This is a genomic window from Oleidesulfovibrio vietnamensis, assembly GCF_055388115.1.
In genome coordinates, this window is sequence record NZ_AP042419.1 from 2,549,822 (window position 1) to 2,574,041 (window position 24,220).

At 58.4% G+C, this 24,220-nt stretch carries 20 protein-coding genes; 12 read left to right on the plus strand and 8 right to left on the minus strand.

Features of this window, described 5'->3' with window-relative positions:
* Window positions 1-34 precede the first annotated feature (34 nt).
* From ACZ5D1_RS11430 to pgl, 8 genes are all read left to right on the plus strand, one after another.
* On the plus strand, window positions 35-607 hold the full coding sequence (locus ACZ5D1_RS11430) for a hypothetical protein (protein ID WP_011367311.1): 573 nt from the start codon (window positions 35-37) through the stop codon (window positions 605-607).
* 144 nt (window positions 608-751) lie between these two features.
* Window positions 752-1,498, plus strand: coding sequence for an N-acyl homoserine lactonase family protein (locus tag ACZ5D1_RS11435; protein WP_464554929.1), 747 nt, complete (start codon window positions 752-754; stop codon window positions 1,496-1,498).
* A gap of 255 nt (window positions 1,499-1,753) precedes the next feature.
* On the plus strand, window positions 1,754-3,352 hold the full coding sequence (locus ACZ5D1_RS11440; RefSeq protein WP_464554930.1) for an ABC transporter substrate-binding protein: 1,599 nt from the start codon (window positions 1,754-1,756) through the stop codon (window positions 3,350-3,352).
* Window positions 3,337-4,410 (plus strand): ABC transporter permease, encoded by a 1,074-nt coding sequence (locus tag ACZ5D1_RS11445; RefSeq protein ID WP_211232553.1) that lies wholly within the window; start codon window positions 3,337-3,339, stop codon window positions 4,408-4,410. The genes ACZ5D1_RS11440 and ACZ5D1_RS11445 overlap by 16 nt, the downstream gene beginning before the upstream one ends.
* Before the next feature lies 1 nt (window position 4,411).
* The gene (locus tag ACZ5D1_RS11450; protein WP_011367307.1) at window positions 4,412-5,242 is read left to right on the plus strand and encodes an ABC transporter permease; all 831 of its coding nucleotides are present in this window, start codon (window positions 4,412-4,414) and stop codon (window positions 5,240-5,242) included.
* 13 nt (window positions 5,243-5,255) lie between these two features.
* On the plus strand, window positions 5,256-6,179 hold the full coding sequence (locus tag ACZ5D1_RS11455) for an ATP-binding cassette domain-containing protein (protein ID WP_455696153.1): 924 nt from the start codon (window positions 5,256-5,258) through the stop codon (window positions 6,177-6,179).
* A complete protein-coding gene (locus ACZ5D1_RS11460; protein WP_011367305.1) occupies window positions 6,172-6,774 on the plus strand; it encodes an ABC transporter ATP-binding protein in 603 nt (200 codons plus the stop codon). The genes ACZ5D1_RS11455 and ACZ5D1_RS11460 overlap by 8 nt, the downstream gene beginning before the upstream one ends.
* Before the next feature lie 147 nt (window positions 6,775-6,921).
* On the plus strand, window positions 6,922-7,662 hold the full coding sequence (gene pgl / locus ACZ5D1_RS11465; protein ID WP_027181482.1) for a 6-phosphogluconolactonase: 741 nt from the start codon (window positions 6,922-6,924) through the stop codon (window positions 7,660-7,662).
* 111 nt (window positions 7,663-7,773) lie between these two features.
* On the opposite strand, the gene ACZ5D1_RS11470 is transcribed toward pgl, so the two are convergent.
* From ACZ5D1_RS11470 to ACZ5D1_RS11485, 4 genes are all read right to left on the minus strand, one after another.
* Window positions 7,774-9,612, minus strand: coding sequence for a UbiD family decarboxylase (locus ACZ5D1_RS11470; protein WP_011367303.1), 1,839 nt, complete (start codon window positions 9,610-9,612; stop codon window positions 7,774-7,776).
* Between the two features lie 146 nt (window positions 9,613-9,758).
* Window positions 9,759-11,792, minus strand: coding sequence for a methyl-accepting chemotaxis protein (locus ACZ5D1_RS11475; RefSeq protein ID WP_273195953.1), 2,034 nt, complete (start codon window positions 11,790-11,792; stop codon window positions 9,759-9,761).
* Window positions 11,793-12,072: 280 nt separating this feature from the next.
* Complete coding sequence (locus tag ACZ5D1_RS11480) at window positions 12,073-12,570, minus strand: rubrerythrin family protein (RefSeq protein ID WP_011367301.1); 498 nt, start codon at window positions 12,568-12,570, stop codon at window positions 12,073-12,075.
* A gap of 289 nt (window positions 12,571-12,859) precedes the next feature.
* Entirely contained in the window at window positions 12,860-15,277 is a 2,418-nt protein-coding gene (locus tag ACZ5D1_RS11485) for a type IA DNA topoisomerase (RefSeq protein WP_464554934.1), read from the minus strand.
* Window positions 15,278-15,404: 127 nt separating this feature from the next.
* On the opposite strand from ACZ5D1_RS11485, the gene ACZ5D1_RS11490 reads away from it, so the two are divergent.
* From ACZ5D1_RS11490 to ACZ5D1_RS11500, 3 genes are all read left to right on the plus strand, one after another.
* Entirely contained in the window at window positions 15,405-16,031 is a 627-nt protein-coding gene (locus tag ACZ5D1_RS11490) for a YigZ family protein (protein WP_011367299.1), read from the plus strand.
* Window positions 16,032-16,302: 271 nt separating this feature from the next.
* Entirely contained in the window at window positions 16,303-17,775 is a 1,473-nt protein-coding gene (locus tag ACZ5D1_RS11495) for a UTP--glucose-1-phosphate uridylyltransferase (RefSeq protein ID WP_464554936.1), read from the plus strand.
* Between the two features lie 195 nt (window positions 17,776-17,970).
* Complete coding sequence (locus tag ACZ5D1_RS11500) at window positions 17,971-18,393, plus strand: hypothetical protein (RefSeq protein ID WP_011367297.1); 423 nt, start codon at window positions 17,971-17,973, stop codon at window positions 18,391-18,393.
* A 120-nt stretch (window positions 18,394-18,513) separates the two neighbouring features.
* On the opposite strand, the gene ACZ5D1_RS11505 is transcribed toward ACZ5D1_RS11500, so the two are convergent.
* The gene (locus ACZ5D1_RS11505) at window positions 18,514-21,120 is read right to left on the minus strand and encodes a heavy metal translocating P-type ATPase (RefSeq protein WP_464554938.1); all 2,607 of its coding nucleotides are present in this window, start codon (window positions 21,118-21,120) and stop codon (window positions 18,514-18,516) included.
* A 140-nt stretch (window positions 21,121-21,260) separates the two neighbouring features.
* On the opposite strand from ACZ5D1_RS11505, the gene ACZ5D1_RS11510 reads away from it, so the two are divergent.
* Window positions 21,261-21,467 (plus strand): cation transporter, encoded by a 207-nt coding sequence (locus tag ACZ5D1_RS11510; RefSeq protein WP_011367295.1) that lies wholly within the window; start codon window positions 21,261-21,263, stop codon window positions 21,465-21,467.
* Between the two features lie 113 nt (window positions 21,468-21,580).
* Here the strand turns inward: ACZ5D1_RS11510 and ACZ5D1_RS11515 are convergent, their stop codons facing one another.
* From ACZ5D1_RS11515 to ACZ5D1_RS11525, 3 genes are all read right to left on the minus strand, one after another.
* Window positions 21,581-22,234 carry a peroxiredoxin-like family protein gene (locus ACZ5D1_RS11515; RefSeq protein ID WP_162147951.1) on the minus strand — a complete coding sequence of 218 codons (654 nt, stop codon included), beginning with the start codon at window positions 22,232-22,234 and terminating at the stop codon, window positions 21,581-21,583.
* Window positions 22,235-22,456: 222 nt separating this feature from the next.
* Window positions 22,457-23,278: an AMIN domain-containing protein gene (locus ACZ5D1_RS11520; RefSeq protein WP_464554940.1), complete on the minus strand. Its 822-nt coding sequence runs from the start codon at window positions 23,276-23,278 to the stop codon at window positions 22,457-22,459.
* A gap of 26 nt (window positions 23,279-23,304) precedes the next feature.
* Window positions 23,305-24,096 (minus strand): tetratricopeptide repeat protein, encoded by a 792-nt coding sequence (locus tag ACZ5D1_RS11525; protein ID WP_027181490.1) that lies wholly within the window; start codon window positions 24,094-24,096, stop codon window positions 23,305-23,307.
* Between the last annotated feature and the right edge of the window lie 124 nt (window positions 24,097-24,220).

Consider the following 24,220-nt stretch of genomic DNA (forward strand, 5'->3'; position numbering starts at 1 on the left):
CCGGAGCCATGAAAGACAGGAGAACGCACCAGCCATGATGCGCAATCTTGCCGCCGAAATACTGCGATATGTTCAGGCTGCCCCTTTTCCGCACCTGACAAGTGTCAAAGTGACCCTGCTGGCCGCCGTAACCGGAGCCGAAGCCAGAGCGCTGATGGCACAGGCCGGCAGCCTTGCCCAGATGGCCGAGACCCAGCCCCGCCTGTGGCAGTGGCTTGCCTTGTGGGGACCCGCATGGGTGCTGACTCTGCTGGCCGCGCTCTTCCTGTGGGGGGTCGTGCTATGTCAGGCCGACGCATTTTCACGCTTCCGTGAATTCAAACGGGTGCGTGCCATGCTGGCACGTTACGGATTCAACCCGCGCCTGCTGCGTCCGGTTTCTTCTTCGCGCTGTCAGCGCGATGCCGCGCTGCTGGCCGCGCGGGAGACTGGCTACCGTGTGCAGGCCGTGCGTTACTTCAAGGAGCGCGGTTACCGCTGGTATCACATTCTGCCCGACGCCATCGTGCGTAATCCGCTGTTTTTCTTCCATCCGGAATTTCTACGGGCCACGTTCATACCCGGCAAAACCGTCCGTGCCGCCGGCGGCAGAAAGCCCCGGCGCTGAAGCCGCGTGCCGCCTTTATTACTTGCAGACGGGCATACGGTGATTATTGTTACCGGGTGGGCGCCGGATGCATACTGCTGCGGAAGGACCGCCCCCGCTTTATATCACTTCATGCATCAGGCCATTCCGTAAAGGAGCCATACAATGAACTATACTATTCACCCGATGGTTGTCGGCTCAAAAGTGTTCGACAAAGGGATGATGACCTATCAGCAGAATTACGGCACCCCGTACACCATTCCCATATACAGCTGGCTGATAAAGGGCGGCGACAGGCCCATGCTCATCGATACCGGAGAAATGCACCCCATCAAGTCGGCAGACAGGGAAAAAGCACTGGGCGGCCCCATTGTCACTCTGGAAGAAGGGCTGGCCCGGCACGGACTCACTCCCGAAGACATAGGCGTCGTCATACACACGCACCTGCATAACGACCATTGCGAAAACGATTCCAAATGCGTGAACGCGGAAATATGGGTTCACGAAAAAGAGCTGGAACATATTCACAATCCGCACCCGCTGGATTTCCGGTACCTTGAGGATTACATAGAGGAAGTGGAAGAAAACGGTCAGCTGCGCGTTATCAGCGAAGCCGAAAAAGAGATTGTGCCCGGCATACGTGCGGTGCATACGCCTGCCCATACCGAAGGCGGCATGACCATTGTCGTGCAGACGGCTCAGGGGTCTGTCGCCATCACGGGGTTCTGCGTCATCGAAGAAAACCTGAACCCGCCTGCGGCGGTAAAAGCCATGGAAATGGATGTCATTCCCCCCGGCACCTGCACCAGTCCGGAACGCGCCTATGACATCATGATGCGGGTCAAAGAGATGGCGGACATCATCATCCCCCTGCATGAACCGCATTACGCGTCCGTAGAACGCATCGGCTGAGCGGCAGCCGCATATCACAAGGGCCTCCGGGCCCTTTTTTAACGGCTGCGTGCCCTGCATGACACCGCACCTGACGTGCAAAAAGAAGGCTGCACCATATCCCGCCCCCCCGAAAGCTATCCATCTGAGGCATCCTTGCCGGTGGTTGTGTGCTCAATGACAATTTATGTATACAACACCAGTTTTTTAGTAATATCTTTTTGACTTAAGTGGCACACAAGGCTACTCCATTAGTAAAATATACACGGAGGAGCCATGAATTCCATGCACACATTTGCCCGCAGGGCCGGATTTGCAGGCGTTGTTCTGCTGCTGCTTGTCATCGGGGCCTTTCCGGCTCTAGCACAGAAAGACACTCTCATACTCGCCGTGGGCGGCGAAAATACCGAAGGTTATGACCCGCTTCTGGGCTGGGGCAACTACGGCAACCCGCTTTTTCACAGCACATTGTTCAAACGTGACGCAACCCTGAACATTGTTCCCGATCTGGCCACAAAACGGCAACTTTCCGCCGACAAAAAAGTCTGGACCATCACCATACGCGATGATGTGCAATTTTCCGACGGCACTCCTCTGACAGCTGAGGATGTGGCATTTACCTACAACAAAGGGCTTGAAGCAGGAGGCAAAATTGATCTTTCGCCCCTTGTCAAAGCCGAAGCAACTGACAGCCGCACGGTAAAGCTGCACCTTTCGCAGCCGGACATCACATTTGTACAGCACCTTGTGACGCTGGGCATAGTGCCCCGCACGCAGTACGGCCCCGCATACGGACGCACCCCCGTCGGGTCGGGCCCTTACAAGCTGGTGCGCTGGGATGAGGGGCAGCAGCTGGTGGTGGAAGCCAACGAACGGTATTACGGCCATAAGCCGCAGATTAAAAAGCTTGTCTTTCTCTTTGCCGACGAAGACGCCGCTCTGGCGGCAGCCCGTGCGGGGCAGGTGGACGTGCTCGGCGTTCCTTCCAATCTGGCGGCGCAGGATATCGGCGGCATGCGGCTGCATGTTGTCAAAAGCGTGGACAACCGCGGGCTCATGTTTCCCGTTGTGCCTGATGAAGGGCGCACCACGCCTTCGGGTGCTCCGATAGGCAATGATGTGACAGCGGACATCGCCATACGCAAAGCCGTGAACTACGCTCTGGACAGGCAGGCGCTTGTCGCAGGCGTGCTGGACGGCTTCGGCAGGCCGGCTTACGGCGTGGTGGACGATCTGCCGTGGGACAATCCCGCAGTGCGCTTTGCCGACAACGATCCGGAAAAAGCGCGGGCCATTCTGGAAGCCGCGGGCTGGAAAGACACCGACGGTGACGGCATACGCGAAAAGAACGGACGCAAGGCTGAGTTCACCATTATCTACAACGCCAAGGACTCGCTGCGTCAGGGGCTGGCGCTGGCAGCCAGCGACATGCTGCGCCCCGTGGGCATACATGCCGTGCCCAAAGGTGAAAACTGGGACCGCATCAAAACCCGGCTGACCCATTCTCAGGTGGTCGTATACGGTTTCGGCGACCACAGCCCGCTCGAAATGTACAAGCTCTACCACACCCCCGGTCCTGACCCCATGTACTGGAACGCCGGATTCTATTCCAACCCCGTCGTGGACAGCCATCTGGAAAATGCCCGTTCGGCAGAATCCTTTGAAGCTTCCATACCTCACTGGCAGAAAGCCCAGTGGGACGGCACCACCGGCTTCACCGTGCCCGGCGATGCCGCATGGGCGTGGATGGTCAACCTCGATCACACCTACTTTGTCAACAAATGCCTTGATGTGGGTACATCGCAGATGGAACCCCACGGTCACGGCTGGCCCATCACAGCCAACATTGTTGAATGGACATGGACGTGCGATTAAGCGCTGATAACAGACCGGCGGAAGAGCCTGCGCCGCTCCGCCGGTCTGTATTATCCTCCGCAGCAGGCCGGCTGGCACGCTTTGCCGCTGCAAAAGCCGTCCGGCTGGCGCTGCTGCTGGTCTCTGTGGCAACCCTGTCGTTTGTACTGGTCAGCTTTTCCCCGGTCGACCCCATAGACGCCTATCTGGGGCCGTCCATTCTCAAGGTGTCTCCGGAACAGCGCGAGGTCATAGCACAGCGCTGGGGGCTGGACCAGCCGCCGGTGGAGCGGTTCACCCGCTGGGCGGCCAATCTGCTGCAGGGCGACTTCGGCACTTCAACCATTTTCAACGAGCCGGTACTTACCGTCATCGTCAAGCGCTTCACCACATCCTTCTGGCTCATGTTCGCCGCCTGGACGGTGTCCGGCGTGCTCGGATTCACTCTGGGGCTGCTGGCGGGGGCCTATCCCGCAAGTCCGCTGGACAAAACCATCAGCTTCTATGCCTACCTCATGGCGTCCACTCCCACGTTCTGGGTCGGCATGGTGCTGCTTACCTTTTTCTCCGTGCATCTGGGCTGGACGCCGGTACACGGGGCATGGCCCGCCGGCATGGCCGCACACGACGTCAGCCTGATGCAGCGCATACATCATCTCATCCTGCCTGCTGTCACGCTTTCACTCATCGGAGTGGCACAGATAGCCCTGCATACGCGTGAAAAGACCATCGACGTCATGCGCAGCGAACACGCCCTTTTTGCCATGGCGCAGGGAGAACGCCCTCTGGCCATTGTTTTCTGCCGCACGCTGCGCAATGTGGCCCTGCCCGCCGTAACACTGCAGTTTGCTTCACTGGGCGAACTGTTCGGGGGGGCCGTGCTGGCAGAACAGGTCTTCGCCTATCCGGGGCTGGGCAAAGCCACAGTGGAAGCCGGATTCAGGGGGGATGTGCCCCTGCTGCTGGGGCTGGTCATTTTCAGCACGGTATTTGTCTTTACCGGCAACACGGTGGCCGACCTGCTGTATATGATCGTAGACCCGCGCATGCGGCGCAATGCCCGCAAAGGAGACCGGTAACATGGCGGCACTGGCCACAGACAGACGAACCCGCACCATAATGACCATTGCCGCCTGCACCGCCCTGTTTGCCGCGGTGTTTGCGGGTGCATGGCTGTACGGCGATTCGGGCGAGGTGACCCGCCTTACGCTGCGCAAACTGCCGCCGGACTTCAGTCATCCCTTCGGCACGGACTGGCTGGGACGGGACATGTTTGCAAGGACACTCAAGGGACTGCGCATCAGTCTTTTCGTGGGGCTTTCCGCCGCGGCCTGTTCCGCCGTTGTGGCGCTGGTGCTGGGGCTGGCAGCAGCCACCATGGGCAAAACGGTGGATGCCGTTGTCACATGGCTGGTGGACGTAGCCATGGCCACACCGCATCTGGTGCTGCTCATCCTTATATCATTCGCCTGCGGAGGCGGAGCAAAAGGTGTGATCATCGCCGTGGCGGCGTCGCACTGGCCGTCGCTGACACGTGTCATCCGCGCCGAGGTCATGCAGCTGCAGTCCTCCGAATACGTCATGCTGTCGCACCAGCTGGGTAAAAGCCGCATGTTCATTGCCCGCAGACATATGCTGCCGCATGTCATACCCCAGTTCATCATCGGCCTGCTGCTTCTGTTTCCGCATGCCATCCTGCATGCCGCTGCCCTGACATTTCTGGGCTTCGGCATGTCGCCGCATACTCCGGCCATCGGCGTACTGCTGGCAGAATCCATGCGCTATCTTTCCATGGGATTATGGTGGCTTGCCGTGGCGCCCGGACTCACGCTGGTCATCACGGTAAAGACATTTGACATTCTGGGATCCAACATACGTGCGCTGCTCGACCCGCGCACATGCAGAGAATAAACAGGGAGCGGCCATGCTGGAAATACGCAATCTCTCCGTAGAATTCAGTACTTACTCCGCCGGACTCAGACGCCACAGTGTGCCTGCCATACGCAGCCTTGATCTTACGGTACAGGCAGGCACCATCGCAGCCGTGGTGGGACAGTCGGGCGCCGGCAAAAGCCTGCTGGCCCATGCGGTGCTGGGCATTCTGCCCGCCAACGCAACCTGCTCCGGCGACATGTTCTACAACGGCCGCAGGCTCACGCCCCGCAGCATCCGCTCACTACGCGGCAAGGAAATCGCACTCATCCCGCAGTCGGTCAGCTTTCTCAACCCGCTGCTCAAAGTCGGGGTTCAGGTAGCCAGAGCCGGCATCTGCGGAGGCATGTCCGCGGCAGAGGCACGCAGCTCCGCACAGCAGGCCCTGCAACGTTACGGACTGCCGCGCCGGACCCTGGGCTGGTTTCCATTTCAGCTTTCCGGCGGTATGACACGGCGCGTGCTGACAGCCACAGCCACCATAGGGTCGGCCAGCCTGCTCATTGCAGACGAACCCACAAACGGGCTTGATCCGCTTACCGCCCGTGAAACACTGGGCCACCTGCGCAGTCTGGCCGATACGGGCAAGGCTGTCATATTGATTACACACGACATCGAAGCCGCCCTGAGTGTGGCGGACAGCGTAACCGTCTTCTGCGGCGGTGTGACCGTGGAAGAGGCCCGGGCCTCGGACTTCAACGGCAACGGTTCACTGCGTCACCCCTACTCCCGCACCCTGTGGGAATCGCTGCCCCGTAACGGATTCACTCAGGCGGTACCGCAACCGGAAACAGCCCCGCAGAACGGCGGTTGCCCTTTCAGCGGGGCATGCCTGCGCAGCAACGGCAGCTGCCGCGAAACCCTGCCGGAACTGACGCCGCTGTCCGGCGGTAAAGTGAGGTGCTGGAATGCTTGAAGGCCGCGGATTGGGCTTCCGCTACAACCGCCGCGAAAACTGGCTTTTCCGCGGGCTGGACATAACCGTCGCCGCTGGAGAAAGAGTGGGGCTGCCCGGACCGAGCGGGCGCGGCAAGTCCACACTGGCCAGAGTTCTGAGCAGTTACCTGACACCGCAGGAAGGCTCGGTTTCCGTTGACGGAGAAAGGTATGTCCGCGGGAACTTCAATCCCGTCCAGCTGCTTTTCCAGCATCCGGAACTGGCTGTGAATCCCCGCTGGCAGATACGTGACATTCTGGCCGAGGCGGGCCCCCCCCAGCCCCGCCTGCTTGAAAGGCTGGGCATAGCCGGTGCGTGGCTTGCACGGTATCCGCATGAACTTTCCGGCGGCGAACTGCAACGGGTCTGCCTTGCACGGGCGCTGGACAGGCGTACACGCTATCTGCTGTGCGATGAAATGACATCCATGCTGGATGCCCTGACGCAGGCAACCATCTGGAAAAGCGTGCTGGAAACAGCCGCAGAGCGGAATATAGGCATGCTGGTCATCAGCCACGATGCCGCGCTGCTGGACAGAATCTGCAGCCGCACCGTCAATGCTTTCAGCGCCTAGCAGCCCCACCGGCGCTGCGCCTTTGCACCGGATGCATCTGCTCTATTCCAAAACAACGCAGGGTGTGGCACCATGGCACACGACGTACGGCTCCGGACGGCACATGCCGCCACGGATTACGTCGTAAATCACCATGGGGGTTACATCATGACATTGGTTTCGCATCTTTCGCTGTATATCACACCCGACCCCGATGCCATGGCACGGCAGGCGGCGGAGCTTATAATAGAACGCTGCGCCGCGGCAGTGGCCGCGCACGATGCCTTCACCATAGCGCTTTCCGGCGGCAGCACGCCGGTGCCGCTGTTCCGGCTGCTTGCCGGGCAGGAATACGCAGACCGCATTCCGTGGAATAAAGTCAGCGTATACTGGGTGGACGAACGCTGCGTCCACCCCGACCACGAGCAGAGCAACTACCGTGTGGCCCGCGACGAGCTGCTGCATAAGGTGGACGCCACAAAATTCTACCGTATGAAAGGAGAAGCACAGCCGGAAATTGCCGCACAGGCATATGAAGAACTGCTGCGCAGGCAGTTCGGGCTGTCAGCGGGTGAGCTGCCCCGCTTTGACTGCGTGCTGCTGGGAACAGGCGCCGATGGTCATACGGCATCGCTTTTTCCGCACTCCACCGGACTGGAGGAGCGCGAAAAACTGGTCATTGACCAGTATGTACCCTCGCTGCACAGCACGCGTCTGACCCTGACCCTGCCGGTCATCAACAATGCCCGCGATGTCATTGTCATGGCCAGCGGTCACGCGAAACATCCGGTGCTGGCAAAAGCGCTCAACCTGCTGGAACCACGCCTCCTGCCCATACAGCACATCGCCCCCGCTGCCGGCAGGCTGAGCTGGGTCATTGATCAGGCCGCAGCGCAGCCGGCAGCCTGAGCGTTCTGCAGGCCGCAGCATAACGGTTCCGCTGCGGACGCAGGCATTTGCTAAAAAACAGACGGGAGTACCTGAGCGTACTCCCGTCCTTTTGTTTCGTATGTAAACGCCTTACACAAATCCGTGCAGCGGCCCCCCGGGGGCACCCAGTTCGTCCACCCTGCGTTCCACATCAGGGTCTGTCTCCAGCGCAGGGGCATGGAACGATTTCAGCCGGGCGTCAATGATGAGCGGCCCGCGGCATCCCCAGTGCTTGCAATGGGTAAAGGCGCCTGCACCGTACATATCCGTTGCGGGATCAGAGCGGGTGAACGTGACCCACAGGAAGTTCGTCCAGTCCTCTGCCGTAAAAGCGGCATCGTCCGCCACCACAAAAAGCGGTGTTCCTTCCAGCCCGCCGATACCGCCGAGGTGCTCGGCAAGCCGGAACATGGCCTCGTCATGTTCGTCACGCGCTGCCGTATGCGCCGGTCCTCTGAGCACCACAATACCCCGCCCGAACAGCCGCGCATCACCAAACCCCGCAGGCAGAGTAAGATCCGCAGGCAGATGGTGGGCAAGGGCGCGCTTTTTCTCGCCACAGGCTGTCCAGACAAGTTTGGAACCCTGATTAAGGCTGATACCGGTGTAATCCAGCGTATCTATCGTGGTACGCGTGATAAAATGCAGGTCACGGCCAAAGTCGGTACGCTCCAGCATATGCTTGAAGAACCCGTCGTAGTCATGAGTTGTCAGCGCGGGAGCGTCTTCGCGCGCGGTGATCATCACATACTTGGAAAGCGAGGTCTGGGTGTTGCCCAGCAGCGCCATGCCCGATGTGATAAGTTCCTGCGGCTGGCGTTCGCTGGCCCAGGGTACATAACGTTCGCTGCCTATGGCCAGCAACAGCGGATGCACACCCGCGGCGTCAACCGCCTGTATCTCGTGCACCCCGCTGAACACCTGCGGCACCATGGCCGCAGTCAGCTCGTGGATAAAATCGCCGAAAACGGTATCTTCCTGCGGGGGGCGTCCCACAGTGGTAAACGGCCAGACAGCGCCGTTACGGTGCCAGACATTATCCACGCGCAGCACGGGAAAATCGTGCTCCAGACTGTAATACCCCAGATGATCCCCGAAAGGCCCTTCCGGCTTCTGATACGGCATTATGGTGCCGCTGATGCAGAAATCGGCGTCTGCCAGCACGGGCAGGTCACCCCCGCGCCGCACCATGGGAATACGGAACCCGGCCAGCGCACCGGCAAAAACCACTTCAGGAATATCATCGGGCAGAGGCATCACCGCGGCCAGAGTCATGGCCGGGGGGCCACCCACAAAGATATTGACTTTCAGCGACTCGCCCACACGCAGTGCCTGCGCGTGGTGGTACCCAATGCCCCGGTGTATCTGGTAGTGCAGCCCCACTTCCCTGTCTTTTTCATAGTGCGGGCCGGTAAGCTGCACGCGGTACATTCCCATATTGGAATGTTTGTACCCCGGATGCTCGGGGCTTTCTGTATACACCTGCGGCAGCGTCACATACCCGCCGCCGTCACGCGGCCACGAGACAAGCTGCGGCAGTTCGCTGACGGCAGCGGTGTTTTCAAAAACAGAACCTTTTTTCACCGTGCGCGGCATGGCGCTGAAAAGCGCACGGGGAACCCCGGCATAGCGCCAGGGATGTTTGAAAAAGTCGAACGGATCAACCTTGAGCCGGAACAGTCCTTCCAGCGCACGCAGCGAAGAGCGGAAAATGAACCGCGTGCGGTCCATGGTGCCGAACAGGTTGGCAACCATGGGAAAACGCGTGCCTTTCACACGGGTAAACAGCATTGCCGGTGCGCCCGCGCGATACGCACGGCGCTGGATGGCGGCAATTTCAAGGTACGGGTCCACCTCGGCATCCACACGGATAAGCTGCCCGTGGCGCTCAAGGTCTTCCAGAAGCATGGTCATGTTGCGGTAACGCACGGAACCATCTCCTTCTCTGTTAAGGTGAGTAGGTGTGTCGTCGAGGCGCAAGAGTGGCGCAAATATGCTTTCAGCGCAAGCGCGCGGCGTCGTTAAACGCCGCGCTGTCATACCCTTCCTGCCGCTGTGACGGTGTTCCGCCGCGGCTAGGTTTCGTCATGCATGGAATCAATGAGAGCCCGCAAAGCGGCAGCCTCGCCGGAAAGGCTGCGCACAGCATGCTCCGCCTCGGCCATCCGCTGTGCCGTATCATCAGAAATTTCATTTACTTCCATAATTATCCTGTTAATTTCCTCACTGGTGGCGGCCTGTTCTTCCGCTGCGGTGGCAATGGAATTTACCTGATCGCTGGCAGTATGCACCGCACCCACTATTTCGTGCAGCATACGTCCTGCTTCTCCGGCCAGCCCGCGGCTTTCGCTTACGGCGCGTACTGCGGTTTCCGTAGCCTGCACACTGCGCGCGGTGTACTGCTGAATACCCATGATGACCTGCTCCACCTCACCGGTGGCCTGCATGGTTTTTTCCGCCAGCTTGCGCACCTCGTCGGCAACTACGGCAAACCCTCTTCCGGCATCTCCGGCACGGGCTGCCTCTATGGCCGCATTAAGGGCGAGCAGGTTTGTCTGGTCCGCAATATCCGTTATCACTCCCAGCACCTTGCCTGTATCCGCCGCTTTGGCCCCCAGCTGCTCCATTTCCGTACGCAGTTCAAGCGACTGACGTTCCAGCCCGTCCACCGCACGCACCACGCCGTCAACCAGTTCGGCACCATGCGACGCCTTGCGGCGCACGTCTTCGGTCATCAGATGCGTATCCGAAGCATTCTGCGCCACTTCCCGTACCGTGGCGTTCATCTCTTCCATGGCTGTGGCCGACTCCGAACTGCGCTGCTGCTGCTGGTCGGCACCCCGGGCAGCCTCGGTAACCTGCTCTTCCAAAATTCCGGAAGCCTCGGCCACATTGGCAGCAATTCCTTCAGCCTTGCGTGCGATTCCCGCCAGACGCTCGGACTGACGCAGAGCGTTCAGCTCGCCCGCCTTGACTGATGTGATATCCTGCAGAACCTCCATATAGCCGTACACATGCCCCCCGCCGTCCGCCAGCTTCACGGCCCGCGCATGGTAATACCGCTCCTGCCCTCCCGAAGCATGGGCAAACGTGAGGGCGTGCCCCGCTGCGCCGCTGCGGGCAATGGTTTCCACCGGAGACTCGCCACCGTGAAAATCGCGCCCCAGCACAGAAGTCAGCGCCTGCCCTGCCAGCGTCTTTTCATCCTTGCCCAGAAGCTCCAGTGCGGCAGCATTCACCGAGGTTATCATACAGCCGGCATCCGTCACGATAATAGGATCGGGTACACCGTTAATGATAGCCTGATTATGCAGAATTCGTTCTTTGATGGACTGCACCATGCGTTCCACAGCACCGAAAAGCGTCTGCATTTCACCGGAAAAACGGTATGTGCTGCGATGATCCAGCCTGCCGTCGGCCACCTGTTCCGTATGTTCTATAACAGCCGCGAGCGGAACCTCCACAGAACGGAACAGCCAGCGGGCCGCCCCCGCTCCCGCCGCAGCCACAAACACCGTCAGGCAGATCATCAACAGGCGCAATGTATTGTTACGGCTGAGAATAAGCTCAATGTAACTGTCCAGACCGTGTGTCACCAGCCGGACAATTTCATCTGTTGTACTTTCCAGCAGGTAGATATGCTCCTTGGCCGAGCCGAACCGCCTGTTGGCTTCCTGCGGAGTCAGGTCAGGGTCATCCATGGTTTCCGCGGCCAGCGATTCAAATGCCCGCACATACTCCGCGTGCGCCTGTTTCAGCACATCCGGCAGTCTCCGGTGTTCGCTCATGGCACTGCTGGCGGAAACTATGCGGCCCAGACGCTCAATATCTGCGCCGAGCGCGGCCGAAGCCTCGCGGAAACGGGCAAGATAACGCTGTTGCCGCTCTCTGTCGCCGATGTTCAGAAACAGGTCCTTTTCAAACCTGCGGTGCTGCGCCGCGCCATAGCGTATGGCATCCGCCATGTCACGCAGCTCCACCTGTTCGTCTATCAGATGGCTGAGATCTTTTTTACCCTGCTCCAGCGCGAATATACCCACACCGCCCAGCAGAACTGTCAGAAAAACAAGCACCCCCAGTCCTGCAATCAGCCTTACCTTAATTGTCATACCCTGCCCCGGAATAATTGTTTTCATACGTTCCGTGCGCCGCCGGATGTGCGCACGGTTACCTTAAAGGAGCATAGCACATAAACAGCGGATAAAAAATGACACGCGTCGATATATACAACGTTATTATTCTGAATAATCCGGAACCATTACCGGCCTGCACCCGCCCATAGGCCACCCGGAAGCCGCACAGCACACCGTCCGGCACAAAAAAAACGGGCCGGAAATATATTTCCGGCCCGCAGGCAACTCAGGCAGGGCAAAAACCCTGTCCCGTAAATTAATCTACCTTGTAGAAAGCCTTGGAGGCGGCGCCGCAGATGGGGCACTTATCGCCGTCAAAAGGACCTTCGTGGGTGTATCCGCACACGGAACAGTTGTAGTAGTCAACTTCTTCGGGGCTTTCCAGCGCTGCAAGCATCTTCTTGTACAGATTGGCGTGCACTTCTTCCGCCTTGTTGGCAAACCCGAAATACCGTGCTGCAACCTTTTCGCCCTCGGCTTCGGCTTCTTCAATCATCACGGGGTACATCTTTTCAAATTCATAGGTCTCGCCTTCAATGGCGGCCTTCAGGTTTTCGGCTGTGGTGCCTATTTTACCGGCATTGCGCAGATGACCGTGAGCATGAATGGTCTCGGCATCGGCGGCAGCGCGGAACAGTCTGGCAACCTGATGGTGGCCTTCCTTTTCTGCCTGCTTGGCAAAGGCAAGGTACTTGCGGTTGGCCTGAGATTCACCGGCAAAAGCAGCCATCAGATTTTCCATGGTCTTGGACATTTCAATGCTCCTGTATGTTTTGTTTTCAGTTATATTCTGCGGAAGCACTCCGCTCTCAATCAGTAACGATTCCTATTAAACAAACTTTTTTCTCTTTGTAAACCCTTTTCTGCAATTTTTTTTTTGCCCGGAGGAAAAAAGCACCGCCACACTTAACATCTCGGCATCAAAAAGCAACAGGAACAAAAAACAGACCGGAAAAAGCGGAGCAAGTCTGCTTTTTCCGGTCGAGCCATACAGGTCAGCCTGAGCTGCGCAAAAACGGGCAGGCATCAAGCACGCAGGTTAATCAGGGCATTTCCGGCGGAAACGGATTTTCATCCGCGAAAAAAGGATTTTCGGCCGGGTCGTGCATGTCCACACCGGCAGACGGTGCAGCGCCGCCGGACGCACGGGCATGTTTTTCCGGCAGGTCGGGGCGCACTCTTCCCTGCTCCAGTCTGAGCCGTGCCGAAAAAGTATTGCCGCCGCGGGAAGTAAGCTGCAGTTCCTGACTGGTGCAGCCCGTCTCCAGCAGCTCGCGTACCATACCCGCATCAATCTGCGTACCCATAAATGTCCGCCAGATCATAAAGGGACACCCGCCGTCAGCGCGTTTCCAGCGGCTGCACCCGAACCCTTTGTCCCGCTCTTCCACTTCTGCCCCGCACAACGGGCATTTACCGTCCAGCTCGCGCGAGGCCAGACGCGCAGCGGTTTCTACCAGTATGTTTTTGACATTGCGGGGCTTTATGCTTTCGACACTCTGCGCCAGCATGGTTCTGATTTCCTGCATGAACAAAGGGTATGTATTATTTCCCGCTTCGATATCTTTGAGCTTTTTTTCCCAGAGACCGGTCAGTTCCGCCGAGGCCATATCAGGCAGCATGGAAGAGACCAGCGCCGCGGCCTGCATGCCGGAATCGGTGGCAATCAGCCTTTTGCCTTTCTTTTCCACATACCCCCGCGCCAGCAGGGTTTCAATAATCTGTGCCCTTGTGGCCGGAGTGCCCAGCCCGCGCTCCTTCATGGCATTGCGCAGCTCTTCGTCATCCACCAGCCGCCCCGCGGTTTCCATGGCGGCAAGCAGCGAAGCATCGGTAAAATGCGCCGGAGCTTTTGTCTGCCGTCTGACAGCCGAAACTTCATGCACATGCAGCCGTGTCCCCTTGCGCAGTGCGGGCAACGGGTTGTCCTCGGCCGTGCGCCACGGTTCCACAGCCAGCCAGCCGATATCCTTGAATACTTTTCCCCGCGCTACAAAAACATCTTCACCGGAGAGCACCCGTACCGTGGATGACATGAAACTGGCCGGAGCGCTGAACGCGGCCACAAAACGGCGGCAGACCATGTCGTAAACATTACGTTCTTCGGCAGAAAGCGCATCAGGCCTGCCTTTGGCAGCTGTGGGAATGATGGCGTGGTGATCGGTGACTTTTTTGTCATTGACACAGTCAAACTTGCACCCCGCTTTGACACGCTCCACTGCCGGAACCGTCTCCTGCGGGTACAGATGATATACCGCTCTGAAATGCTTTAAAATTTCCTTGAACAAATCACGGGTAAGGTATCGCGAATCAGTTCTGGGATAAGTGATGAGCTTGCGCTGTTCGTACAGAGCCTGCGCTATGGCGAGTGTTTCCTTGGCTGAATAGCCGAAACGCGAGTTCGCTTCGCGCTGCAGGGTAGTCAGGTCGAAGGGGAGCGGAGGTTTCTGAGAGCCCTTGCGGTTTTCCGTGGCGTCCACCACGCCTGTACCGCCCTGACAACGACCGATGACTGCTTCGGCATCATCCTGCCGCTCCAGACGTGTTTCCTTGAAGTCCGGCGGCAGGTGCCACACGGCACTGAACACATCATCAGCCGGTGTCTCCGTTCCCGTGCCTCGGGCATCCGCGTTCTCATCCGGCGGGCATGATGCCTGACCGGCAGTTGCCGCAGCGGCCTGCGGGGGGTGTTTTTCCGCTCCTTGCGCGGCCGCCACCCCGGCAGACAAACACACCGGCGCGGCGGAACCGGCTGCAGCTGCGGCACCACCGGCATTACAGGGTGCGCTGCGGCCGAAACGGGCCTCCACCGTCCAGAAATCAGAAGGAACAAAATGTTCTATTTCCGCACGCCGGTCACAGATAAGCTTGAGCACCGGCGTCTGCACACGGCCGACAGAAATAAGTGAACCGGCCTTCAGCGTGAACAGGCGCGAAAGATTCATACCGATAAGCCAGTCCGCCTCGGCCCGTGCAAAGGCCGCAAGCCCCAGATTACGCTTGGCGGCATCCTCCAGCAGATTGCCCAGACTGCGGCGCAGCCCTTCTTCCGTCATATCGTTGGCCCACATGCGCTGCACAGGCTTTGTGCAGCCGGCATGCAGCTGGATGCGCCGGAAAATAAGCTCACCCTCCCGTCCGGCGTCGGTGGCGTTAACCACATGCGCCACATCATCGCGATGCATGAGCTGCCGCACGGTTTCATACTGTCTGCGGGCTTCGGGCAGCACGGTCAGTCGAAACTGCCGGGGAATCATGGGCAGCTGTTCCAGCGCCCAGCGTCCGCCCCATGCTTCGTCCTGTTCTTCCGGCTCGGCTATGTTAACCAGATGCCCCACCGCCCAGCTGACGATATGCGTCGGGCCTTCCAGAAAGCCGTCACGTCTGGAAACGGCACCGACCAGCGGTGCAATTTCCCGCGCTACGGATGGTTTTTCTGCAATAATAAGTATTTTAGACATAATATATGATTCCGCCTGACAGGCTCTGAGCCAGTCTGAGCCGCTACCTACCCGCTTGAAAGGCGGGCGTCAAATGACAGCTGGCGCGCATCTTGACCCCGCCGCGCCTGCAGAGTAGGCACAGGCCATGAATCAGCGCTATCCTGTGCCCGCGGTGGCAGTGCATACCGTGCAGGACACCATTAAACGCAGTCTGTTTATTGCCTATCTGGCCCATGCCCCGTGTCCGGATTCGGCCAGAGAGTTCATTGACAGCATCCGCACCCGCCATGCCGATGCCACCCACAACTGCTGGGCTTTCATGTGCGGCGCGCCGGGTGACACCGCCCGCGTGGGCATGAGCGACGACGGAGAACCTCACGGCACTGCAGGACGCCCCATGCTCAATGTGCTGCTGCATGGCGGCGTGGGAGAAATCGCCGTGGTGGTCACGCGGTACTTCGGCGGTACCAAACTGGGCACAGGGGGGCTGGTACGCGCATACGGGGGCATGGTTTCGCTGGGACTGGAAAGCCTGCCCGTGCGTGAAAAAATTTTTCCCGCCCATCTGAATATAATTATGGAATACACTCATGTGACCGTTTTCAAACGGTTGATTGAAGAACACGAGGCCGTAGTGACGCACGAAGAATACGCCGCTGATGCAGGTTTTACCATAACCCTGCCGCAGGAGAACGTAGCCGCTCTGCGACAGGCACTGACAGAGCTCACCAACGGCACAGTGCTTATAGAAAAAGCCGGAGAGCCGGCCTGATACACATCCGGAACCCGCACACCCCGCCTGCATGCTCCGCCTTTACCGTCCGTTGGTCTGCCGCACCGCAAGCCCTGCACGGACTTTGCCATAAATCACGAAATAGTATAGACAGTTGAACACCAAATTTCCCGATGCTGCGGGGCATGCCCGCACATCTGGACCGCGGACAAATTTATACTGGCAATATACCACAGTTATCGTAATATACAGGTTCGTTTTTCCGGTTTTCCGCATCACAACCGCAACCCACACGGAGCCTGTGACACCCATGCGGGTTTTTCCATCCGGTACCATGACAGAACAACAGACACCTGCTGCAGACGACAGCCCCCGCGCCGGTAACGGCCAGACGGCTTTTGCCCCTTTTGCCCGCAAAATGCGGCTGCATGGCCTATCCGAAGGGCTGATACGCCTTTTTAACAGTTACTACGACGAAATCGTGGCCCGCCACACCGGCTATCTGCACGAAGCGGAACTGCGGCCTGTCTCCGCTGCCGACCTGCCTCATGTCGATTCGCTGGAGTCCTTCCGCGAAGCAGGCAGACAGGCGGCGCGTCAGGCTGTGGTTATCAAGCTGAACGGCGGACTGGGTACCAGCATGGGCATGACCCATGCAAAATCGCTTATACCCGTTTTCGGCGAGATGCGCTTTCTGGACATTATTATGCAGCAGGCCCTGCTGCAGCAAAAAGAGTGCGGCGGCCCGCTGCCGCTTGCTCTCATGAACAGCTTCAGCACGCACGAAGAAACTCTGCAGGCACTTGCCGACATACGCGAAGAAGACTGCCGCCAGTGCACACCGGTGTGCTTTGTGCAGCACAAATTTCCCAAGGTTTCACGCCGTACGCTGCAGCCTGTGTCGTACCCGCAAAGTCCGGACATGGAATGGAACCCGCCCGGACACGGCGACCTGTATGCTTCGCTGGTCACTTCAGGCGTGCTGGACGATCTGCTCTCCCACGGGCGCCGCTATGCCTTTGTCTCCAACTCCGACAATCTGGGTGCCGTGCTGGATATGCGCATTCTCGGATACATGGCCGGCAACGAGTTGCCCTTTATCATGGAGGTGGCTCCGCGCACAGCTTCTGACAAAAAGGGCGGTCATCTGGCGCAACACCGCGACGGCGGTCTGATACTGCGCGAACTGGCGCAGTGCCCCCCCGATGAAACCGACGCCTTTCAGGATATCCGCCGTTACGGACTTTTCAATACCAACAACCTGTGGGTCGACCTGCACGCGCTTAAAAAACGCATTGAAGAAGAGGGACTCCTGCGTCTGCCGGTCATCCTCAATCCCAAAACGGTGAACCCGCGGGACAAAAGCTCGGAACCGGTCTGGCAGGTGGAAACAGCCATGGGAGCGGGTATTTCCATGTTTACCGGTGCGCAGGCCGTAGTGGTCAACCGTGACAGATTCATCCCCGTCAAAAAATGTTCCGACCTGCTGGCCGTCATGTCCGACTGCTTCGCGCTGAATCAGGGCACGGTGAGCTTCAGTCCGGAATGCCGCTACCCCACCCCGCAGGTCACTCTGGACGACAGGTACTACGACCATTACGACAAACTGCTGCAGCGCATTCCATATGGTCCGCCTTCGCTGAAAGAGTGCAGCAGTCTGACCATAAAAGGCGATGTGACCTTTGGCAGAAACGTGGTTATCCGCGGCGACACAACCATCACAACCGGCGGAACCGCACATATTCCGGACAATACGGAACTTGAAGGCGAAGTAATACTGTAGTTTTTCACGCGTTCGCATCCATACAAAACACAGAGTTCAGGGCAACGGTCTGCAGCCGTTGCCTTTTTCAGTGTTCCGCAAAGCTCTAGAAAATGTCTTGAACTCTGGCTCCGGGCAAGGTATGTTTTCCGATATTGTCCTAAAATCCGGAACGCCCCACCGGACAAGCGTTTGCGCACAGCGCAGGGGGAAGCCATGCCGCAGGTAGCCGCCAGAATTTCCGGCGATCAGGAAAAGTGGCTCAAAGATTATTTCCGCACCAAAAGTGCGGGAGCCGAATTCATTCTGCCGTGGGCAGTGGATACCTTTTTCCGCGCCATATCCAGCATCAAGGATCAATTTACCGCTCCTGAGCTGAAAACCATAGTCGAAGCGCATAAAGACATCAGGCTCATGCCGGAACAGACGCGGCTTGATTATCTGCTGTTGCGCGTGCAGGACGCCTGCGAACTGAACCTGCTGCACACCAGACACGGAGCGGGCAAAGCATCGCTGGAAGCCAAACTGCGCCGCCTGGACGATACGCAGGCCGCCGCGCTTTCCGTATGGGCTGCCGCTTTCTGGGTAAGCAAGAACTGCACAGCAGAAAATCTGGACGCATACATAAGAAACTACTGACCCGCCCTGTACAGTCCGCTGCGGACCTTACAGCCCCGCACAATCATCCCCGCCGGCAATAAAAAAGGCGGGCTGTCACGCCCGCCGTCATACAAGATTACAGCAGCTCTGCACGCATGCCTATGAGGGCCTGAAAAATCGCAGCCTCAGCGCATTGCTGACTACGGACACGGAACTCATGGCCATGGCAGCGCCGGCTATCATGGGCGAAAGCGTGGGGCCGCCGAAAAGCGCATGCAAAAGCCCCATGGCCACCGGAATGCCGAGCACGTTATAGCCGAATGCCCAGAAAAGGTTCTGCTTGATATTGCGCACCGTGGCACGCGAAAGCGCCAGCGCAGTCAGCACACCGTGCAGGTCTCCTTTCATCAGCACCACGTCGCCGGCCTCCACGGCCACATCGATGCCCGTTCCCATGGCTATGCCCACATCGGCGCGCGCCAGTGCGGGAGCATCGTTGATACCGTCTCCCACCATGGCCACTCTGTAGCCGCGCTCCTGCAGCGCCGCCACTTTGGCATCCTTTTCATCGGGCATCACTTCGGCCACCACGTCATCTATACCGGCACGCTCCGCCACGGCCCGCGCCGTGGTGGCGTTGTCACCGGTCAGCATCACCACATGGATGCCCATATCTTTCAGACCGGCAACCACAGCCGGAGCGTTTTCCTTCAACGGATCAGCCACCGTAAGCACCCCGGCCACCTGACCGTCCACCCCCATCAGCAGGGGGGTTCGGCCTTTTTCGGCATGACCCTGCATAAGCCGCCCCACAGCGTCCCAATCGGCCTGCATACCTGCTTCACGCAGAAAGGCGGTATTGCCTATATGAATCCTGCGCTCACCTTCCGGTGAAGCGACAGTGCCCGTAACCCCGCGTCCCGGCACGGCAGATACGCCGTCCACCGGCCACAGCGAAAGCTGACGCCTGCGGGCACCTTCCACAATGGCCGCGCCCAGCGGGTGTTCAGAAGCAGATTCGAGAGACGCGGCAAGCCGTACCAGAACATCCGGCTGTGCCGCAGAGCCTACCGGCTCCACATCCTCAAGCACAGGATGCCCTTCCGTCAGGGTTCCGGTTTTATCAAACACCACGGCCTGCACCCTGCCGGCGGCTTCCAGCGCGGTACCGCTTTTGATCAGCACACCCAGCTGCGCTCCGCGTCCCGTGCCCACCATAATGGAAGTGGGAGTGGCCAGTCCCATGGCGCACGGGCAGGCGATAACCAGCACCGCAATGAAAATGCGCAGCGAAAAAGCAAAGCCTTCTCCGCTGAAAGCAAACCAGCTGAGACCGGACAGCAGTGCCACAGCCATGACAATGGGAACAAAATACAACGACACTCTGTCTGCCAGACTGGCAATGGGAGCCTTGGATCCCTGCGCGTCCTGCACCAGCCGGATGATACGCGCCAGCACAGTGTCGGCTCCCACGCGTTCCGCGCGCATGGTGAACGAGCCGGTACCGTTAATGGTGCCGCCCGCCACGCTGTCGCCTTCACGCTTGGTCACCGGCATGCTTTCACCCGTCAGCATGGATTCATCAACACTTGAAGTGCCGGAAACCAATATCCCGTCCACGGGAATTCTGTCACCGGGGCGCACCAGCAACCTGTCGCCGCGATGCACTTCTGCCACGGGAACCTCGCGGTGGCCTTCCGGCTCAACCAGCAGAGCCGTGTCAGGCGTCAGCTCCATGAGTCCCCGTATGGCCTCGGACGTACGGGCGCGGGAACGGACTTCAAAGTATTTGCCAAGCGAAATCAAGGCAATGATCACGGCTGCCGACTCGTAATACAGGTCCATGGCGCGCTGCATCACATCCACGCCCAGCACAATCTCCACGGTGTTCCACAGGCTGTAGGCAAACGCCGCTCCCGTACCCACTGCAATAAGCGAATCCATGTTGGGTCCGCCGTTGATCAGGTTTCTGAAACCCACGCGGTAAAAATTGCGGCCCGACCACATGACAGGCAGCACCAGCATAAGCTGCACAAGGGCAAACGACACCGGCGACCGATGCGGTGAAAGCAACGCGGGCATGGGCAACCCCGCCATTTCTCCCATGGAGATGACAAACAGCGGCAGTGCAAAAAGAAAAGCAGGAACAAGCCTGCGCCGCATTTCGGCAAGGCGGGCGTCGCTTTCGGCCTTCTGCTTTTCCCACAGAGCATGTGCATCGTCCGCCGCTTCGGGCACCATGTACTGCGCGGTGAAACCCAGCGCCTGTATGCGCGCTTCCACAGCGTCAACCAGTGCCCGGTGCGCCGTTCCCGCCATGGGCACCACGGTGGCCGTTTCCGCCGGCAGGCTTACCGTCACCGAAGCAACGCCCTCCATGCCGCCCACAACTTTTTCTATTCTTCCGGAACAGGCGGCACAGGTCATGCCTCCCACAGAAAAACGCAGCACAGTCTCTTCCAAAGCTTCGTCCCGGGGCGGCATCGCCTCAAAGCCCAGTTTTTTCACTCCGGCAGTAATATCATCAAGCCGGACCACTTCCGGATTCCAGCTCACGTCCATGATTTCAGAAGCAAGGTTGACATTGACGGACTGCACGCCCTGCATGGCGCCGACAACTTTTTCTATCCGTCCGGCGCAGACCGCGCAGGTCATACCCTTGACCGGCATTCTGGCTGTACGGGGCGGCTGTGCACCGTCGTGCGTTACACCTGCCGCGCCGGTTTCGCCCCCGTCCGCGGCTGACAATTGTGAATCGTCTTTCATTTGAGCTCTCCCAGTTGACATCGATTCTCAAAATACCATACTCATTTCAAGGGCGAAAGCAATTCATCAGGTGCAAAAAAAAGAGTGTCAACTTTTTATACACAACGATTCCGTCGCGGAACAAAACACAGGAGGCAGACATGCCGGACATCACAGTAAAAGGAATGTCGTGCAACCATTGCAAGACATCAGTCACCAATGCACTTTCCGCCATTCAGGGGCTGAAGAACGTGTCCGTTGATCTGGAAAAAGGCAAAGCAACATGGGAAGAGGCAGATCCTTCTGCTCCTGTGGATGTGCAAAAGATTAAAGATGCCATCACCGGCATAGGATTTGAAGCGGAATAGGCCTTTTATGCCCTGCACGGCAGAGCATGACCGCGCCATAAAAAAGACATCGCAATGCGATGTCTTTTTTATGCAACAAGGCAGCCGGCCGCAGTTGCAGCCGGAAGGGATTGTCAGGCCGCGCCCAGAGACCGCAAAACGCCCAGCGTTTCTTCCGGCGGTGTCCGTCTGCTGTAGTCCAGATCAATATGGGCGCAGGCAATACGACCGTCTGTGCCGACCACATACCGCGACGTGACAGGAAGATGCCACCCCGAAGCTCCGTTATATCTGGCCAGGTCAATGCCGAAATGTACAAAAAGATTCTTCACCGCCGGCGGCACCTGATAGGCAAGCCCCATCGCCGAAGCCATGCGGCAGCCCGTATCAGTCAGAACATCAAACCCCAGTGAGCACTCGTACGCCATGGCCCTGTTAAAACGGGGCAACTGAGGGGTAACAGCAATAATGCTGCCACCGGCCTGCCGCACCTGTGCCGCCAGCGCATTAAGTTCCAGCAGTTCCTCGATGCAGTACCTGCACCATTTTCCTCTGAAAAAACTGATCAGCACAGGCCCCTGCAGCAACCTGTCCACAGGATTGATCACGTTGCCCAGCATATCACGCATACTGAACATGGGAGCATATGCCCCCTGCCGTGCCGCTTTTCCCTGCACATCAGCCAGCCGCAGCTGCGTTGCAACGGTATCCATCACCGCAATTATCTCGCGCGGCAACTGACTTTCCAGACGTCTGCTTACCGCATCAAGCCGCTTCTGCAATGCCATACAGCCCCCGATGATTGCGCACATCCGATCCGCAATTGCCACTAAACGATAACTATTATAAAAATATAATGGCGAATGTTATTTTTGGCAAACATTAAAAACAAAAATACACTGTGTCATAAATGAAACAGCACATTCTCTTGCACACCACAAAACAAGCGTCCTCAGCCTGCAGGCTGAGGACGCTTGAACAGAAAAAACAGTATATAGGCTTTCAGAACATCAATTCATTATGATCACAAGCTCATTACCCTGCATTTTTGCAGTATGCGACACAAGAGGAGCTTTAAGATCAAGAACAAATCTGACGTGATCTTTGTACACGCCGGAGCGGGTGTTTTTCACAAGGCGGTTGGAAGGTGTCTGCGGCGTGCTGACCTTTGTCCACGCCCCCTTCACATCCACAACCAGCCTGTCGGGCTTGCTCAGCGTAAACACCGAATGCTCGAACGGACGCGCCCCTCTGACATAAAAAATAAGCTTGCTGCCGTCGAAGCGGAAACCGGATGCCTCCATTGTTATGGCTCCGGTTTTGCGCACGGAGGGTTCTTTTTTAACGACAGGCGCGGCAGCCGCAGGCTGAGTTTTTTCCGCCACGGAAGGTGCGGCAGGCTGAGCCTGTTTCACCGGTTCTTCACTGCCGCCGGACACGGCGGCAACGTCATCCTGTGCGGTGTCTTTCTGCGGCGCCGCGGCGCGCACAGCGTTCAGGTCAACCGCCGGCGGAGCGGGCACGCTCGCATTTTCGCCGCTTCCGGGGGTTGCCGCTCCCGGAGCCACAGGTTCGGGCTGAGGCAGCCCGCCGTCCACGGTTTCGGGCAGATCTTCGGGCACGGCGGCAGGCTTTTGCAGCATGCTGCGCAGATCAACGTTTTCCGGCTGAGTGGCGTTGCCGTCCTGCGGGGCAGGCACAGCCACGGAAGGCACGGTTTCTTCCTGTGCATAGTTGGCCGGCACATCAGGACGCGACATGTAGTTAGCCACGATCAGCACCATGGCGGTAAGCAGCACGCCAAGAATCAGCATGGCAATTACGCGGTTCATGTATTCACTCCGGTGGTCTCATGGCGCTAGCGGCCATGTTTCTCATGGTTAAGAATATACTCTTTGAAGCGCTTCGACGCTTCAAGCTGCGGATTCATCGCAAGCGATGCCTCAAGATGATGCAACGCATCGCGCATGTTTCCCATATCAAAACAGACTCTGGCAATATTGAAATGAATATGGTCGTCGGACGGACTGAGCTGCAATGCCCTTTTGTGGTGCATCAGCGCCACCTCCGGCAGACCGCTTTTGCGCAGACTTATGCCGAAATCGGTAAACATATGCCGGTGTCCGGGCTGATAACGCGCATCCGGCGCGGCCAGACTTTCAAACAGCGCTCTGGCCCTGTCTGTTTCGCCCCTGCGCAGATAGGTAAGGGCAAAGGCAAAGTCGGTGCGGGCGGCATGCTCTGTTTCTTCGGCCTCTTCCAGCGTCAGCTCGTCAAGATCAAGCCGTGCCGGCCGTTCATCCTCCTGACGGTAATCCTCTCCGGCGGCGGCATCTGACGCGTAGAAAGGGTCATCGCCTTCCAGTTCAATTTTCAGCTGACCGCCGGCTGCTGCATCGGGTTCTGCCGGCAACAGGGCCGTCAGCCCCGGTTCGTGCATAAAGCGGCTTTCCAGTTCGGCGCGGGGCACAGGCCGTATGTCACCGCCGGGGTCAAGGCTGCCGGTAAGCGGCTGCACAAGCACCTCTTCACCGTCTTTTGCCCAGACACTCCAGTAACGCTTGCGTGACGAAGGTTTTCCGGGCCTTCCGGCGGAAAAAGGCGCGCTTTCCACAGTTGAATATACACCCAGATACCTGTCTAGCCTCACGGTATGATCCTTGGTATTGCAAATTAAGCTGATATGCGCGGCCATACGGCCGGACAGCGGCCCGCCGCATCCCGCACGCAGCCACAGCATACACGCAACGCGGCATGCCATGCAAACCCTGAAT